This is a genomic window from Variovorax sp. 05T418 (assembly GCF_056396385.1).
On record NZ_JBFTLJ010000006.1, the window covers coordinates 349243 to 364097 of the forward strand.

Here is a 14855-nt window from a genome sequence, read left to right on the forward strand (position 1 = left end):
CGACATGCGCCCAACTGACGGCAAAACCCGCAGTTGTTCGACCAATCGAATATGGCCCGGCTGCTGAGAATCAACGCCGAACCCATAGCTCGCTGACGACACCACGGCCCCCTCGGCATGACCCCAGAACATCGAAGCCTCCAGCCCCTCGACATGATCCCGCGCCGCCCCGTGCACCTGGCCGCGGCGGAGCCTGCGCAATGAGTTCGGCGGCCCCCGCGGGCACCGGCCCGGCGCCCTCGCCCGCCTCCGGCCTTGCCGAGCGCCTGCGCACCCAGCCGAAGCTGCCGCTGATCGTCGGCGCGGCCGCCATTGCCGCGGCCGCCGCGGCGTTCCTGCTGTGGAGCCGCGCGCCCGACTACGGCGTGCTCTACACCAACGTGACGGACCGCGACGGCGGCGCCATCATCGCGTCGCTGCAGCAGATGAACGTGCCCTACAAGTTCGCCGAAGGCGGCGGCGCGATCCTGGTGGCGCGCGACAGGGTGCCCGAAGTGCGCCTGAAGCTCGCGTCGCAGGGCCTGCCCAAGGGCGGCGGGGTCGGCTTCGAACTGATGGACAACCAGAAGTTCGGCACCAGCAATTTCGCCGAACAGGTCAACTACCAGCGCGGGCTCGAAGGCGAGCTGGCGCGCTCGGTCGAATCGATCGGCTCGGTGGAATCGGCGCGCATCCACCTGGCGCTGCCCAAGCCTTCGCTCTTCGTGCGCGACCAGAAGAAGCCCTCGGCCTCGGTGATCCTGACGCTGCACCGCGGCCGCAGCATCGACGAGGGCCAGGTCAGCGCCATCGTGCACATGGTCTCCAGCAGCGTGCCCGACCTGGACGCCAAGAGCGTGACCGTGGTCGACCAGCGCGGCAACCTGCTGTCGGCCGCCAATGCCGGCGCACGCGGGCTGGACGTGAGCCAGCTCAAGTACGCGCAGGAAATCGAGCAGGGCTACATCCGCCGCATCGAGGCGATCCTGCAGCCCCTCGTGGGCGCGAGCAACGTGCGCGCGCAGGTGGCGGCCGAGATCGACTTTTCCGTGGTCGAGCGCACCGAGGAAAGCTACAAGCCGAACCAGGACCCGCGCGCCGCGGCCATCCGCAGCCAGCAGTCGAGCGAGTCGATGCAGCAAGGCGCCACGCCGCCGGGCGGCGTGCCGGGCGCGCTGTCGAACCAGCCGCCGCAGACGCCGAGCGCGCCCATCACCGCGCCGCCGAACGCCGCGGCAGCTGCGCCGAAGGCCGCGGCAACCGCCACGGCAGCCAGCACGGCGCCGGGCAGCTCGCGCAAGGACGTGACGACCAACTACGAGCTCGACCGCTCGATCCGCCATGTGCAGCAAGGCGCGGGCGGCGTGAGGCGGCTGTCGGTGGCCGTGGTGGTGAACCACCGCGACACCGCGGACAGCGCCGGCAAGCCGGGCCAGCGCGCGCTCACGCCGGCCGAGGTGGAGCAGATCCGCAACCTGGTCAAGGAAGCGATGGGCTTCAGCCAGGAGCGCGGCGACTCGCTCAACGTGGTCAACAGCGCCTTCGCCCGCGAAGGCGGCGACGCAGAAGCCGGGCCCGCGCTGCCGTTCTGGCGCGACCCCGCCAACCTCGGACTCGCCATGAGCGTCGCGCAGTACCTGCTGATGGCCGGCCTCGCGCTGTTCGCCTGGTTCGCGGTGCTGCGGCCGCTGCTGCGCAAGCACCTCGCGCCGCCCGCCGCCGCGGTGCCCGAAGCGGCGCCGGCCGCCCCTGGCGCGGCCGACGACGACGGAACGGCCGCGCAGAACAACGCGCGGCTGCGCGAGATCGAGCGCCAGAAGGCCGACCTCGACTACGCACACCAGACCGCCGACCAGGACCCGCGCCTGGTCGCCACGCTGATCAAGCATTGGATGAATTCATGAGCGACGCAGGCACCCGGAAGAGCGCAATCTTGCTGATGTCGTTGGGCGAAGACCGCGCCGCGGCCACGCTGCACCACCTGCCCGCCACCGAGGTGCAGGCACTGGGCGTGGCCATGGCGCGGCTGAGCCAGGTCTCCAAGGACGAGCTCGCGGCCGTGCTGGCCGAGTTCCGCATGGAGACCGAGCAGCTGTCCGCGCTGCACCTGGGCTCGGGCAGCTACATCCGCGCCGTGCTGCGCAAGGCGCTGGGCGACGACCGCGCGAGCAACCTGCTCGAGGACATCCTGCAGCCCGACGAGCCGCACGGCGGCATCGAGCGGCTCAACGACCTGGAAGCCGGCGAGGTGGTGGAGCTGGTGCGCGACGAGCATCCGCAGATCCTGGCCACGCTGCTGGTCCACCTGGACCGCAAGAAGGCCTCCGAGGTGCTCGAAAGGCTGCCCGAGCGCCTGCGCCACGACGTGATCCTGCGTGTGGCCACCTTCGGCGGCGTGCAGCCGGCCGCGCTGGCCGAGCTGACCGACGTGCTCACCGAGATGCTCTCGGGCGAAGGCCTCAAGCGCAGCCGCCTGGGCGGCGCGCGCACCGCGGCCGAGATCGTCAACCTGATGAACAGCGCGCAGGAGGAAGAGGCCATTGCCCATGTGCGCGCCCACGACGAGGCGCTGGCCCAGCGCATCGTCGAGGAGATGTTCGTGTTCGAGAACCTGCTCGACCTGGAGGACCGCTACATCCAGCGCCTGCTCAAGGACATCGAGTCCGATTCGCTCATCGTCGCGCTCAAGGGCTCGGCGCCCGAGCTGCGCGAGAAATTCCTCAAGAACATGTCGCAGCGCGCCGCCGAGACGCTGCGCGAGGACATCGAGCTGCGCGGCCCGGTGCGCGTGTCGCAGGTCGAGACCGAGCAGAAGGCGATCCTGCAGGTCGTGCGCCGCCTGGCCGATGCCGGCGAGATCGTCGTAGCCGCGCCTGGTACCGATGATTTCGTCTGACGCCTTTCCTGCCGCCGCCGCGCGCCCGCGCCTGTCCGCCTGGCAGCGCTGGGAGATGGGTGCAATCGACGCCGACGCGGATGCGCTCGCGGCGCGCAGCGCCGGCATCGAGGCGCCCGCAGCGCCGCGCGTCGACCCGGCCGCGCTGGCACGCGAGGCCGAGCTCGAGCGCCTGCGGCTCGAAGCGCGCGCCACCGGCGAGGCCGAAGGCCGCCGCGAAGGCTGGGCAGAAGGCCATGCCGAAGGGCGCGCCGAAGGCCTGGCGGCCGGCCTGGCCGCGGCCAGCGCGCATGCCGAGCAATTGCGCGCGCTGGCCGCCTCGCTGCCGGCCGCGCTGCACAGCGCGGAGAGCGAGCTGGCCGATGCCATCCTGGCGCTTGCGCTCGATGTCGCGCGCCAGGTGATCCACCGCACCCTGCGCGTCGAGCCCGAATGGGTGCTGGCGCTGGTGCAGGACCTGCTGCACACCGAACCCGCACTGCAGGGCGAACCGCGCCTGCTGCTGCATCCCGAAGACGTGGCGCTGGTGAAGAACAGCCTCGGCGGCGAACTGCAGGCCGCCGGCTGGCAGCTGCGCGCCGACGACACCCTGGCCCGGGGCGGCTGCCGCGTGCGTTCCGCGAGCGGCGAGATGGATGCCAGCCTGGAATCCCGCTGGAAGCGCGTGGCCGGCGCCTTCTCGCGCGATGCCGAACCCGACGGAGCCTGAAGCCATGCAAGCCACCGCAAACACCGCCGCGCCCGGCGCCATCAACCCGCACCTCAAGTCCTGGCTCGGCACGCTCGCGCAGGCCCGCGGCGAGGTCGGCCTGTGCGCGCCCATTGCCACCTCGGGCCGCCTGACGCGCGCCGTCGGCCTGGTGCTGGAGGCCGTGGGCCTGCAGCTGCCGGTCGGCAGCGACTGCCTGATCGAACTACCGCCCGGCTATCCGCAGCGCCATGCCGAGGCCGAGGTGGTCGGCTTTGCCGGCGACCGCCTGTTCCTGATGCCGCAAAGCGAAGTGGCCGGCCTGCTGCCGGGTGCGCGCGTGTTTGCGCGGCCCGGTCCTGCGCAGTTTGCGGGCGGCGCTTCCGGCGATGCCCACACCAAGCGGCTGCCGGTGGGCGAAGGCATGCTGGGCCGCGTGGTCGATGCCGCCGGCCGGCCGCTCGACGGGCTCGGCCCGCTCGACGTGAGCCGCCGGGTGCCGCTGGGCGCGCCGCCGATCAATCCGCTGGCGCGTGCGCCGATCGATTCGGTGCTCGACGTGGGCGTGCGCGCCATCAACGCCATGCTCACCGTGGGCCGCGGCCAGCGCATGGGCCTGTTCGCGGGCTCGGGCGTCGGCAAGAGCGTGCTGCTGGGCATGATGGCGCGCTACACCAGCGCCGAGGTGATCGTGGTCGGCCTCATCGGCGAACGCGGCCGCGAGGTCAAGGACTTCATCGAGAACACGCTGGGCGAGGAAGGCCTGGCGCGCTCGGTGGTGGTGGCCGCGCCGGCCGACAACTCGCCGCTGCTGCGGCTGCAAGGTGCGGCCTATGCCACCTGCCTGGCCGAGTACTTCCGCGATCAGGGCCGCGACGTGCTGCTGATCATGGATTCGCTCACGCGCTATGCGATGGCGCAGCGCGAGATCGCGCTGGCCGTGGGCGAGCCGCCCGCCACCAAGGGCTACCCGCCTTCGGTGTTCGCCAAGCTGCCCGCGCTGGTGGAGCGCGCCGGCAACGGCGCGCGCGACGCCAACGGCCGCGGCGGCTCGATCACGGCCTTCTACACCGTGCTGTCCGAAGGGGACGACCAGCAGGACCCGATCGCCGATTCGGCCCGCGCCATCCTCGACGGCCACGTGGTGCTGTCGCGCACGCTGGCCGAGGCCGGCCACTACCCGGCGATCGACATCGAGGCCTCCATCAGCCGCGCGATGACGGCGTTGATCGAGCCCTCGCAGTTCGACACCGTGCGCCGCTTCAAGCAGGCGCTCTCGCGCTACCAGCGCAACCGCGACCTCATCAGCGTCGGCGCCTACGCGGCCGGCCACGACCCGCAGCTCGACCAGGCCATTGCGCTCTATCCGCGCATCGAGGCCTTCCTGCAGCAATCGATGCACGAGCGCTGCGACTACGCCGCGTCCATCGAGCGCATGGGCAGCCTCTTCGAATCCGCCTGATCCATTTCCCTTCCACAGGAGTTGCCATGCCGCACAAGCTTCCGCTCGACACGCTCACCGACCTCGCCCGCACACGGACCGACGATGCGGCGCGCCAGCTCGGCCTGCTGCAGAACGCGCAGGTCAGCGCCCACCAGAAGCTGGAGCTGCTGCTGCAGTACCGCCAGGACTACAGCGACCAGCTGCAGGTGCTGATGGAGAACGGCCTGCCCTCGGCCCAGTGGCACAACTACCGCAACTTCCTCGGCACGCTCGACGGCGCCATCCAGCAGCAGCAGGCCATCGCCGCGCAGGCGGCCAGCCGGCTCGACCATGGCCGCAGCGAATGGCAGCAGCACAAGCGGCGCCTGAACTCCTTCGACGCGCTGGCCGAACGCGCACGGCGGCAGGAACTCGTGGTCGGCGCGCGGCGCGAGCAGCGCGACAGCGACGAACGCACGGCACGCAAGTTCTTCGACCGCGCCTCCCAACCGACACCCTGACGCACATGCCTTCTCCCATCGCTCCTTCCTTCAGCCCGAACGCGGCTGCCTCCGCGGCTTCTTCCACCGCCGCCGGTGCATGCGGCCGCCACGCCGAGGAGCCCGGCGGCCGCAGCTTCGATGCGGCGCTGGCCCGCTCGCGCAACGCGGGCGCAGCGCAAGCGCCCGAAGAGGCCGAATCGTCCGCACTGGCAACCACGCACCGCCGAAAGGCCTCGCGCGCCGGCGATCGCAAGGACGAGCTTCCCGCCGAGTTGCTGCCGATGTCTTTTTTTGCGCCGCTGGTGGCGCCGCCAGCTGCCGCTACTGCTGCACTTGCAGCCGGTGCGTCCACGGCCGCCTCGGTGCCCGATGGCGTCCAGGCCGTGGTGCCGGGCGATGCGCCGGCCGACACGCTGGCTGGTGATACCGCGCACGCTGGGGCAGGCAAGCCGGCCGTCGCGGCGGATGCCGAAGGCGAAAGCACCGCGCAGGCGAAGCCGGCAGACGGTGCGCAGCAGGCCACGGCCCCGAACACCGCGCAGCCGGCGGAGGCACGCGCCGCCATGCAGGCCGCAGCCGCTGTGCCGCCGCCGGCCGCCGCGGGCACGGCCCCAGCCGCGATCCCGGCTGCCGATGCTGCAGCGCCCGACGCCGCCGCCACCACCGCCGCGGCTTCCGCAGCAGCAGCCACCGACCCCCGCGGCGCCTCCACCGCCTCCCTCTCCGCCGATGCCGACACCGACTCGGCACCGGCCACCGCCATGATCTCCGCCGACAAGACCGCCGACCTGGCCGCCGCATCCGACGCGGCGCCCACTTCCACCAGCGTGGCCACCGCGATGCCGTTCACGCCGGCCGCGGCCGCTGCCGCGCGCACGAACGTGCCGCCGGCTTCGCCGCACACGCCCATCCTCAGCGTGGAGCCGTCCGTCGGCTCGGCCGCCTGGGGCAAGGCCATCGGCCACCAGGTGCTGCGCATGACCGCGGCGGGCTACCAGGTGGCCGAGCTGAACCTCAACCCGGCCGGCCTCGGCCCGCTCAAGGTCACGCTCACCATGGGCGACAACCAGGCGCAGGCGATGTTCACCTCGGCCCACGAGAGCGTGCGCAAGGCGCTCGAGGTGGCCTTGCCGCAATTGCGCACCAGCCTTGCCGACCACGGCATCAGCCTGGGCCAGGCCTCGGTCGGCGCGGAATCGCATCCCTTCGCCGGCCAGGGCGGCGCCTTCGGCCAGCCGCCCCCGCAGCAGGGGTCGCAGCGGCAGGCCGACTACCCGGGCGCGAGCCGCGTGCCAGCCATTGCCACCACCGAGCCGCTGCGCAGCATGCCGGCGCCCGCCGCGCTTCGCCGGCCCAGTGCCGGCGTCGACACCTTCGCATGAGATCGTGAACGCGGGATCTGAGGCCTTTTCCCGCGCTTGATCAGCCCTTCGCCTGCCAGCCACCTGGCAAAGAATAGTCCGAAACCGATTCGCTTCGCAGCACCCTTATGGCTACCAGTCCTCCTGTCGCACTCGCCCCCGTTCCCCCTTCCCCCGCACGTCCATCGAAGCTGTGGATCGTGCTCCTGATCGTCGCGCTGGTTGGCGCGCTGGCCGCTGCCGGCGGCTATTTCCTGCTGCGCCAGCGCGCACCGGCCGAGCCTGCCGCAGCCGCCGCGCCGGTGCCGGAGAAGCCGATCTTCGTGACCCTGGAGCCGCTCACCGTCAACGTGCAGTCCGAAGGCCGCGGCCGCTTCCTGCACGTGGGCGTGGCCCTCAAGGTGCATGACGAACAGGCCAAGGCGCGCATCGTCGAATTCATGCCCGAGATCCGCAGCCGGGTGCTGCTGCTGCTGTCGAACCGGCCGCCCGAATCGCTGGTGACGACCGCCGACAAGGCCCGCCTGGCCGAGGAGATCCGCGTCGAGCTGAGCCGCCCGCTGGGCGCGGGCCTGCCGCCGCAGGAGATCGCCAGCGTGTCCTTCAACACCTTCGTGGTGCAGTAACCCTTTCCGGACCGCCGATCCATGGCCTATGAACAAGTGCTCTCCCAGGACGAGGTCGACGCGCTGCTGCAGGGCGTCACCGGCGGCGCGCCCGAGCAGAGCGATGGCGCCGCCGCCCGCACGGACGGCCTGCCGGTGTACGACCTGGGTGCGCCCGACCGCGTGGTGCGCAGCCGCATGCACACGCTCGAGGTCATCAACGAGCGCTTTGCCCGCCACCTGCGCAGCTCGCTGCTGAACTTCATGCGGCGCAGCCCCGACATCTCGGTCGGGCCGGTGCACATCCAGCAGTACGGCGAGTTCGTGCGCCACCTGCCGGTGCCGGCCAACATCAACATGCTGCACATGAAGCCGCTGCGCGGCACGGCGCTGTTCGTGTTCGATCCGAAGCTGGTGTTCCTGGTGGTGGACAACCTGTTCGGCAGCGACGGGCGCTACCACGTGCGCGTCGAGGGGCGCGACTTCACGCGCACCGAGCAGCGCATCATCAAGCGGCTGCTGAACCTCACGCTGCAGTGCTATGCCGACGCCTGGCAGCCGGTGTTCCCGCTGAGCTTCGACTACGTGCGCGCCGAGATGCACGGCAAGCTCGCCAACATCGTCGCGCCCAACGAGGTGGTGATCAACACCACGCTGCAGATCGAGTTCGGCCCGGTGGGCGGCTTCCTGCACGTGTGCATTCCCTATTCGATGATCGAGCCGATCCGCGACCTGCTGTCCAACCCGGTGCAGGACGAGATCGAGGTCGACAAGCGCTGGGTGCGCCAGATGTCCCAGCAGATGCAGAGCGCCGACGTGGAGCTCAGCGCCGAATTCATCACGCTGCCCTCGACCATCGGCGAGGTGCTCAAGCTGCAGGTGGGCGACGTGCTGCCCATCGAGCTTCCCACGTCGATCACCGCGCGCGTGGACGGCATTCCGGTCATGGAATGCGGCTACGGCGTTTCGAACGAACGCTATGCCCTGCGCGTGCTGCAGATGATCTCCCACCAAGACAGCGATCCGAAGAACGACCATGACTGACAACACCCCATCCACCAGCGATGCGGACGACTGGGCCAGCGCGCTGGCCGAGCAGACCGCGGCCTCCGCGCCCGCGCCCGCCTTCGCCCCCGCCGCCCCGCCGGCGATCGCTCCCGCTCCTGCACCTGCCGCCGCTCCCGCGGGCAGCCGCGTGTTCCAGCCGCTGCAGGCCATGGCGACCGGCGCCGGCTCGCCGGTGGACGTGGAGCGCATCCTCGACGTGCCGGTGCAGCTCACGGCCGAGCTCGGCCGCACCCGCATCACCATCAAGAGCCTGCTGCAACTTTCGCAGGGCTCGGTGGTCGAGCTCGACGGCCTGGCCGGCCAGCCGCTGGACGTGCTGATCAACGGCTACCTGATCGCGCAGGGCGAAGTGGTGGTGGTCAACGAGAAGTACGGCATCCGCCTGACCGACATCGTCACGCCCTCCGAGCGCATGCAGAAGCTCGGCCGGTCATGAGCCTCTTCGCCCGCCGGCTGCGGCAGGCCGCGGCTTCGTTCGCGGCCGCGGCCTGCATTGCCGCCCACGCTGCGCTGCCGACCGTGCCCTCGCCCGTGGAGGCCGCCGCGCCGGCCGTGGGCGCCTCCAGCCTGCTGCAGGCCGGCTTCGGCATGTTCACGGTGCTGGGCCTGATCTTCCTGTGCGCCTGGGCCGCGCGCCGCTTCGGCCTGCAGCGCCTGGGCGGCGGCCAATCGGTGAAGGTGGTCTCCAGCACCATGGTCGGCCAGCGCGAGCGCGTGGTCGTGGTCGAGGTCGGCGGCACCTGGCTGGTGCTGGGCGTTGCGGCCGGCCGCGTCAACGCACTGCATTCGCTGCCGGCACAGGTTCTGCCCGCGGCGCCGCCGGCCAGTGCCATGCCTGATGCCCGCCTGGCCGGCGCGGCGGGCCTGTTCGCCCAGAAGCTGCGCGACTCGCTCGGCCTTCAGCGGCCCCATCCATGATGCGCACCGTCCGCCAACGAAGCCTTGCCGGCTTCGCGCTGATGCTGCTCGCCCTCGCGCTGCCGACGGCGGCGTCGGCTCAGGGCCTGCCCGGCCTCACCAACACGCCCGGGCCGGGCGGCAGCCAGACCTGGTCGCTCAGCGTGCAGACGCTGGTGATGCTGACCTCGCTCAGCTTCCTGCCGGCGCTGCTGCTGAGCATGACAAGCTTCACGCGCATCCTCATCGTGCTGGGCCTGCTGCGCACGGCCATCGGCACGCAGTCGTCGCCGCCCAACCAGATCCTGGTGGGCCTGTCGCTGTTCCTGACCTTCTTCGTGATGGCGCCGGTGTTCGACAAGGTCCACGACGAGGCCTACAAGCCCTTTTCCGAGAACAAGATCACGGCCGAGAAGGCGCTCGAGAAAGGCATTGCGCCCTTCAAGTCCTTCATGCTGAAGCAGACGCGCGAGAACGACCTGGCCCTGTTCGCCAGGCTCGCGAAGATCCCCGACATGCAGGGCCCGGAAGAAGTGCCGCTGCGCATCCTGCTGCCTTCGTTCGTGATCAGCGAGCTGAAGACCGCGTTCCAGATCGGCTTCACCATCTTCATTCCGTTCCTCATCATCGACCTGGTGGTGGCCAGCGTGCTGATGTCGATGGGCATGATGATGGTGCCGCCCGCCTCCATCGCGCTGCCCTTCAAGCTGATGCTGTTCGTCATGGCCGATGGCTGGCAGCTGCTGATCGGCGCACTGGCCCAGAGCTTTTATCTTTAGAGGCGCGCAATGACTCCCGAATCCGTCATGTCCCTGGGCAGCAAGGCCATCCACGTCTCGCTGCTGCTGGGCGCGCCGATGCTGCTGGTGGCGCTGGTCGTGGGCCTGGTCATCAGCATCTTCCAGGCCGCCACGCAGATCAACGAAGCCACGCTGTCCTTCATTCCCAAGCTGCTGGCGGTGTTCGCGGTGCTGGTGCTGGCCGGCCCCTGGATGCTGGCGCAGATGCTCGACTACATCCGCACGCTGTTCTCGAGCATCCCGCAGCTGGTCGCCTGAGCGCGCGCCGACATGCCCGCCATCTTCTCCGTCACCTCGGCGGAGCTGACCGCCTGGCTGACGGCCTTCCTGTGGCCCTTCGTCCGCATGCTGGCGCTGGTGAGCACCGCGCCGGTGTTCGGCGAGCCCGGCGTCGCGCGCCAGACCAAGGTGGCCATTGCCGCGCTGCTGGCGGTGGCCCTTGCGCCCACGCTCGGGCCGATGCCCGCGGTGCCGGTGGTCTCCGCGGGCGGCGTGTGGATCATCGTGCAGCAGGTGCTCATCGGCGGCGCGATCGGTTTCACGATGCGCATGGTGTTCGCGGCCGTGCTGGCCGCGGGCGAGTACATCGGCCTGCAGATGGGCCTGTCGTTCGCGTCCTTCTTCGACCCGATGGCCGGCGGCGCCACCATGGTGGTCGCGCGCCTCATGCACATGCTGGCCATTCTTCTTTTCCTGGCGGTGGACGGCCACCTGCTGATGCTGGCCGCGCTGGCCGACAGCTTCCACACGCTGCCCATTGCCGATGCACCGCTGGCGGCGCAGGGCTGGACGCTGCTGGTGTCCGGCGGCGGCCGCATCTTTGCCAACGGGCTGATGCTGGCGCTGCCGCTGGTGACCGCACTGCTCACGCTCAACCTTGCGATGGGCATCCTGAACCGCGCATCGCCGCAGTTCAGCATCTTTGCGGTGGGCTTTCCGCTCACGCTGCTGGCGGGCATCGGCATGCTGCAGCTGCTGATGCCGCAGCTCGGCGCCTTCCTGGAGCCGCGCTTTGCCGCCGCGCTGTCTTCGCTGCCGCAGCTGATGCAGGCGCTGCGGCCCTGAGCCGCACGCCCCTTCCCATTCACAGGTAGTTGAACAGCGCGATGCTGTGCAGCCGCGCGAAGGTCTGCTGGGTGGCCTGGAGCGAGGTCTGGCGCTGCAGGAATTCCGAGATGGCGCTGGCCGGGTCCAGGTCCACCAGTTCCGAGAGGTAGGCCTTGTCGGTCAGGCCGCGCGAGGCACCGCTGGTGTCGAGCGCGTCGATCTCGTTCATGCGCGAGCCGATCGACGACATCACGGTGAGCACGTTGTCGTGCGCGTTGGTGATCTTGACATTGAAGGTGCTGAGCGCGTTGAGCAGGTCGGCCTTCGCCGAATCGCCATTGCCGGCGAGCGGCTGCCTGAGCGCGGTGACCAGTTCGCCGATGGCGGCGAACACGTCGGTGCCCGCATTGCGCGCGGTGGCCACCTGGAAGGTGTCGCCATCGGCCGGCGCGCCGCTCATGGTGATCTGCAGGCCGCCGAACGAGATGGCGGCGCCCGGCACATAGGCGCCCGATGCGGCCACCACGGGCGGCGTCTCCTGCGTGGCCACCGTGTAGTTGCCGCCGCTGAAGCTGATGACGAAGTCCTTGCCGTAGTTGGCCGCGCCCGCGTCGGTCACGCCCACGGCGCCGAAGACGCCGGAGCCGGTGTTGGCCGCGCCCGCCGAGCTCACGTAGCCCGCGCCGCCCTGCACCGACTGGAACACGCTGCGCCCGTCGTCCGTGGTGGACATCTGGCGCGACACGTCGACCTGCATCAGCCGCTGGCCCTGGTCGCCCATGTACTGGATGCCGCCGGCGGCGCCGGCCACGAAGGGCTGGCTCCCGCTCTTGAAGCCGGCGAACAGGAACTGGCCGTTGCCGTCGTCGGCATTGGCCACGTTCACGAGCTGGTCCAGGTTGCCCTGCAGCGTGGTGGCCAGCGAGGCGCGGTCGGCATCCGACAGCGTGCCGTTGCCCGCCTGCACCGCGAGCGTCTTCATGTTCTGCATGATCGAGGTGGCCGACTTCAGCGCGGTCTCTTCCTGCGAGAGCGAGAGCATCGCGCGGCTGCGGCTGGTGGCGTACTGCGCCGACTCCGCCATCGACTGGCTCACGCCCAGCGCGCGCGCGGCGGCCACCGGATCGTCGGCAGCCGTCAGGAACTTGGTGCCCGCAGCGAGCTGCTGCTGGATGCGGAACAGCTGCTGCTGCTGCGAACCCAGCGAGCTCATGCTCTGGGCGTAGAAGGATTGGGTGCTGATGCGCATCGCGGCTCCTGAAGATCTTCTTTGGAAAAATGCGGCCGGCTCAGCCGCGGATGCCCAGGATCGCGTCGAACATGGTCGACGCGGTCTGGATCACCTTGGCATTGGCCTGGTACATCTGCTGGTACATCAGCAGGTTGGCGGTTTCCTCGTCCTGGTTCACGCCCGAGATCGAATCGCGGCTCGCGCGGATCTGGCTCGTCACGCCTTCCTGCGTGGCCGAGGCCACGCGGATTTCCATGGCGCGGTTGCCCACCTCGCTCACCAGCTTGGCGAAGGCGCCGTTGAAGGTGGAGGTGCCGCCGTCCATCGCGGTCTTGCGCTGCAGCGCGCCAAGACGCAGCGCGTTGCTGCCGTCGGACACGCCGCCCGCGTTCTTGCCGATGGTGAAGGTGTCGCCCTCGGCGGGCGCGCCGCTGAGCTTGACCTCGATGCCGTCGAAGCGGATGGAAGCGCCCGCGGTGTAGGGCACGGCCGTGCCGGCGGCATAGCTGGTCGATGTGCCGTCGGCCAGCGTCACCGTCACGGCGGAGGTCGCCGGAAAGCCCGACAGCGTGTTGGCCGCGGCGTCGTAGGCGAGCGTGACCGTGCCGGCGAGCGGCGTGGCCAGGTAGGCCGCGTCGACCACGGCCGGGCTCAGCGCGCCGGTGCCCTTGTTGCCCACCGCCTTGCCCGTGGCCAGCGGCGACGCGGCCGCCACCTTGGCGGTGTCGCGCACCAGCACGTCCATGTCGCGCGCGCCGGTGCGCGTCGGCTGCACCAGGAAGGAATCGCCCGCCTGCGCGGTGCCGCTGGCCGGCGAGAGGCTCACGCCGTCGAAGCTGGCGGGAAAGCTGGTGAAGTCGCCCATCGGCTGCTTGTCCGACAGCCGCGTGACGCTGTAGGTGAGCGTGCCCGCCACGTCCTTCACCTGCACCGAATAGTCGCTGGTCGTGAGCTGCGAGGTATCGGCCACGCTGGCGCCAAGCACCATGTCGCCTCCGTTGCGCGCATTGGAAAACACGCCCGGCGCAGCTTGCGAGAAGAAGTCGGTGCCCAGCACGCCGTTCAGGTCGACGCCCAGCTTGTGCTGCTCGTTGAACTCGCTGCCCAGCGCCATCGCCAGGCGGCCGACGGCGTTCTGCGTGGGGGTGAGCGTCTCGGCGCGGAAGGCCAGCAGGCCGCCCAGCGATCCGCCAGCAATCACGTCGTCGTTGAGTTCGGACACCGTGCCGGTGAGCCCGACCAGCGCCACCGCCTTGCGCGTGGGATCGGCGGCGGACGACACCGCCTGCAGCTGCGCGGCCCGGTCGCCCAGCACCAGCGTCTGGCCGTTGCCGATGAAGACGTTGTACTGGCCGCTGTCCTGCTCCAGCACCTTCACGCCCACGATCTTGCCGAGCTCGCTCACCAGCTGGTCGCGCTGGTCCATCAGGTCGTTGGGCGGCTGGCCGCCGGCCATGGCGCTGAGCTGGCTGATCTGCTGGTTCAGGCTCGCGATCTGCTTGGCATAGGTGTTGATCTGCCCGGTGCTGCCTTCGATCTGGTCGTTGACCGAACCGTTCAGGTCCGTGAGGTACTGGTCGGTGGCGCGGAACTTGTTGGCCAGCGTCTGCGCCGCGCTGATGAGCTGCTGGCGCGCCGCCGGATCGGCCGGCGTGTTGGCCACGCCCTGCACGCTGGCAAAGAAGCTCTGCATCAGCGGTGTGAGGCCCGCGGTCTTGTCGGCCAGCAGCGAGTCGATGCGGTTGATCTGCGATCCGTAGCTCGCGAGCGCCGCGCCCGCGGCCTCGGCGCCGTTGAGCTGGGCCGTGAGATAGCCGTCGTAGCTGCGCTGCACCGTAGTGACGCGCGCGCCGTTCCCGATGAACCCCGCACCGGTCGTCGTGCCGCCGTTGGACGAGACCAGCGCGGTCTGCCGGCTGTAGCCGGCGGTGTACACGTTGGCCGTGTTGTGGGCCGTCGTCATGAGCGCGGATCGCGCGACGCTCAGGCCGGACAGGCCCGTTTGGAACATCGACATGAGGCTTTACCTGTAAAACGTTTTCTTGTTGGCACCGGGCATCGCTTGCGATGCCTGCTTCCTGTCTATCGGCAGGCGGCGCGGAAAATGAAGTGCCCGGTGGAACATTTCAGGCGGCGCGCCGGAACACGCTGACCGACTCGACCAGGCTCGCGGCCTGCTCCTGCATCGACTGCGCCGCAGCCGCCGCTTCTTCCACCAGCGCCGCGTTCTGCTGCGTCACCTGGTCCATTTGCGCAATCGCCTGGTTCACCTGCTCGATGCCGGTGCTCTGTTCCTGGCTGGCCGCCGTGATCTCGCCCATGATGTCGGTCACGCGCTTGACGCTGTCGACGATCTC

The 14855-nt window shown here is 70.2% G+C and carries 16 protein-coding genes; 13 read left to right on the plus strand and 3 right to left on the minus strand.

All coding sequences use genetic code 11. The features are described from left to right. Positions 1-200 precede the first annotated feature (200 nt). The 13 genes from fliF to fliR all read left to right on the plus strand — a co-directional run bounded on the left by fliF (position 201) and on the right by fliR (position 11285). Positions 201-1883, plus strand: a complete 1683-nt coding sequence (gene fliF / locus AC1DMS_RS15465) for a flagellar basal-body MS-ring/collar protein FliF (protein WP_478181326.1) — start codon at positions 201-203, stop codon at positions 1881-1883. Further along, on the plus strand, positions 1880-2875 hold the full coding sequence (gene fliG / locus AC1DMS_RS15470; protein ID WP_015866943.1) for a flagellar motor switch protein FliG: 996 nt from the start codon (positions 1880-1882) through the stop codon (positions 2873-2875). Before fliF ends, fliG begins: the two co-directional genes overlap by 4 nt. Further along, positions 2862-3584 carry a flagellar assembly protein FliH gene (fliH, locus tag AC1DMS_RS15475; RefSeq protein WP_307595758.1) on the plus strand — a complete coding sequence of 241 codons (723 nt, stop codon included), beginning with the start codon at positions 2862-2864 and terminating at the stop codon, positions 3582-3584. Before fliG ends, fliH begins: the two co-directional genes overlap by 14 nt. Continuing rightward, a complete protein-coding gene (gene fliI / locus AC1DMS_RS15480) occupies positions 3562-5025 on the plus strand; it encodes a flagellar protein export ATPase FliI (RefSeq protein WP_370880712.1) in 1464 nt (487 codons plus the stop codon). The genes fliH and fliI overlap by 23 nt, the downstream gene beginning before the upstream one ends. A 26-nt stretch (positions 5026-5051) precedes the next feature. Continuing rightward, complete coding sequence (fliJ, locus tag AC1DMS_RS15485; protein ID WP_015866946.1) at positions 5052-5507, plus strand: flagellar export protein FliJ; 456 nt, start codon at positions 5052-5054, stop codon at positions 5505-5507. 5 nt (positions 5508-5512) lie between these two features. Then, positions 5513-6871: a flagellar hook-length control protein FliK gene (locus AC1DMS_RS15490; protein ID WP_478181327.1), complete on the plus strand. Its 1359-nt coding sequence runs from the start codon at positions 5513-5515 to the stop codon at positions 6869-6871. A 107-nt stretch (positions 6872-6978) separates the two neighbouring features. Beyond that, positions 6979-7476, plus strand: a complete 498-nt coding sequence (gene fliL, locus AC1DMS_RS15495) for a flagellar basal body-associated protein FliL (protein ID WP_015866948.1) — start codon at positions 6979-6981, stop codon at positions 7474-7476. 21 nt (positions 7477-7497) lie between these two features. Next, positions 7498-8499 carry a flagellar motor switch protein FliM gene (gene fliM, locus AC1DMS_RS15500; protein WP_027730285.1) on the plus strand — a complete coding sequence of 334 codons (1002 nt, stop codon included), beginning with the start codon at positions 7498-7500 and terminating at the stop codon, positions 8497-8499. Further along, positions 8492-8959: a flagellar motor switch protein FliN gene (fliN, locus tag AC1DMS_RS15505; protein ID WP_015866950.1), complete on the plus strand. Its 468-nt coding sequence runs from the start codon at positions 8492-8494 to the stop codon at positions 8957-8959. Before fliM ends, fliN begins: the two co-directional genes overlap by 8 nt. Further along, positions 8956-9441 (plus strand): flagellar biosynthetic protein FliO, encoded by a 486-nt coding sequence (gene fliO / locus AC1DMS_RS15510; protein WP_478181328.1) that lies wholly within the window; start codon positions 8956-8958, stop codon positions 9439-9441. The genes fliN and fliO overlap by 4 nt, the downstream gene beginning before the upstream one ends. After that, positions 9438-10199: a flagellar type III secretion system pore protein FliP gene (gene fliP / locus AC1DMS_RS15515; protein ID WP_062365646.1), complete on the plus strand. Its 762-nt coding sequence runs from the start codon at positions 9438-9440 to the stop codon at positions 10197-10199. Before fliO ends, fliP begins: the two co-directional genes overlap by 4 nt. Positions 10200-10208: 9 nt before the next feature. Next, on the plus strand, positions 10209-10478 hold the full coding sequence (gene fliQ, locus AC1DMS_RS15520) for a flagellar biosynthesis protein FliQ (RefSeq protein WP_478181329.1): 270 nt from the start codon (positions 10209-10211) through the stop codon (positions 10476-10478). A gap of 12 nt (positions 10479-10490) precedes the next feature. Beyond that, positions 10491-11285, plus strand: coding sequence for a flagellar biosynthetic protein FliR (gene fliR, locus AC1DMS_RS15525; protein WP_062365645.1), 795 nt, complete (start codon positions 10491-10493; stop codon positions 11283-11285). A gap of 19 nt (positions 11286-11304) precedes the next feature. Here fliR and flgL read toward each other — a convergent pair whose 3' ends face one another. The 3 genes from flgL to AC1DMS_RS15540 form a co-directional block, all read right to left on the minus strand. Continuing rightward, positions 11305-12516: a flagellar hook-associated protein FlgL gene (gene flgL / locus AC1DMS_RS15530; RefSeq protein ID WP_062365644.1), complete on the minus strand. Its 1212-nt coding sequence runs from the start codon at positions 12514-12516 to the stop codon at positions 11305-11307. Between the two features lie 40 nt (positions 12517-12556). Beyond that, positions 12557-14515 (minus strand): flagellar hook-associated protein FlgK, encoded by a 1959-nt coding sequence (flgK, locus tag AC1DMS_RS15535; RefSeq protein ID WP_062365643.1) that lies wholly within the window; start codon positions 14513-14515, stop codon positions 12557-12559. A gap of 109 nt (positions 14516-14624) precedes the next feature. Next, a partial coding sequence (locus AC1DMS_RS15540) for a methyl-accepting chemotaxis protein (RefSeq protein WP_478181330.1) occupies positions 14625-14855 on the minus strand: 231 nt, incomplete at its 5' end.

Excerpts from the sequence above, each read along its gene's own strand:
- fliF (WP_478181326.1), top strand. The coding sequence starts at position 201 with ATGAGTTCGGCGGCCCCCGCGGGCACCGGCCCGGCGCCCTCGCCCGCC.
- fliG (WP_015866943.1), top strand. The coding sequence starts at position 1,880 with ATGAGCGACGCAGGCACCCGGAAGAGCGCAATCTTGCTGATGTCGTTG.
- fliH (WP_307595758.1), top strand. The coding sequence starts at position 2,862 with ATGATTTCGTCTGACGCCTTTCCTGCCGCCGCCGCGCGCCCGCGCCTG.
- fliI (WP_370880712.1), top strand. The coding sequence starts at position 3,562 with ATGCCGAACCCGACGGAGCCTGAAGCCATGCAAGCCACCGCAAACACC.
- fliJ (WP_015866946.1), top strand. The coding sequence starts at position 5,052 with ATGCCGCACAAGCTTCCGCTCGACACGCTCACCGACCTCGCCCGCACA.
- AC1DMS_RS15490 (WP_478181327.1), top strand. The coding sequence starts at position 5,513 with ATGCCTTCTCCCATCGCTCCTTCCTTCAGCCCGAACGCGGCTGCCTCC.
- fliL (WP_015866948.1), top strand. The coding sequence starts at position 6,979 with ATGGCTACCAGTCCTCCTGTCGCACTCGCCCCCGTTCCCCCTTCCCCC.
- fliM (WP_027730285.1), top strand. The coding sequence starts at position 7,498 with ATGGCCTATGAACAAGTGCTCTCCCAGGACGAGGTCGACGCGCTGCTG.
- fliN (WP_015866950.1), top strand. The coding sequence starts at position 8,492 with ATGACTGACAACACCCCATCCACCAGCGATGCGGACGACTGGGCCAGC.
- fliO (WP_478181328.1), top strand. The coding sequence starts at position 8,956 with ATGAGCCTCTTCGCCCGCCGGCTGCGGCAGGCCGCGGCTTCGTTCGCG.
- fliP (WP_062365646.1), top strand. The coding sequence starts at position 9,438 with ATGATGCGCACCGTCCGCCAACGAAGCCTTGCCGGCTTCGCGCTGATG.
- fliQ (WP_478181329.1), top strand. The coding sequence starts at position 10,209 with ATGACTCCCGAATCCGTCATGTCCCTGGGCAGCAAGGCCATCCACGTC.
- fliR (WP_062365645.1), top strand. The coding sequence starts at position 10,491 with ATGCCCGCCATCTTCTCCGTCACCTCGGCGGAGCTGACCGCCTGGCTG.
- flgL (WP_062365644.1), bottom strand. The coding sequence starts at position 12,516 with ATGCGCATCAGCACCCAATCCTTCTACGCCCAGAGCATGAGCTCGCTG.
- flgK (WP_062365643.1), bottom strand. The coding sequence starts at position 14,515 with ATGTCGATGTTCCAAACGGGCCTGTCCGGCCTGAGCGTCGCGCGATCC.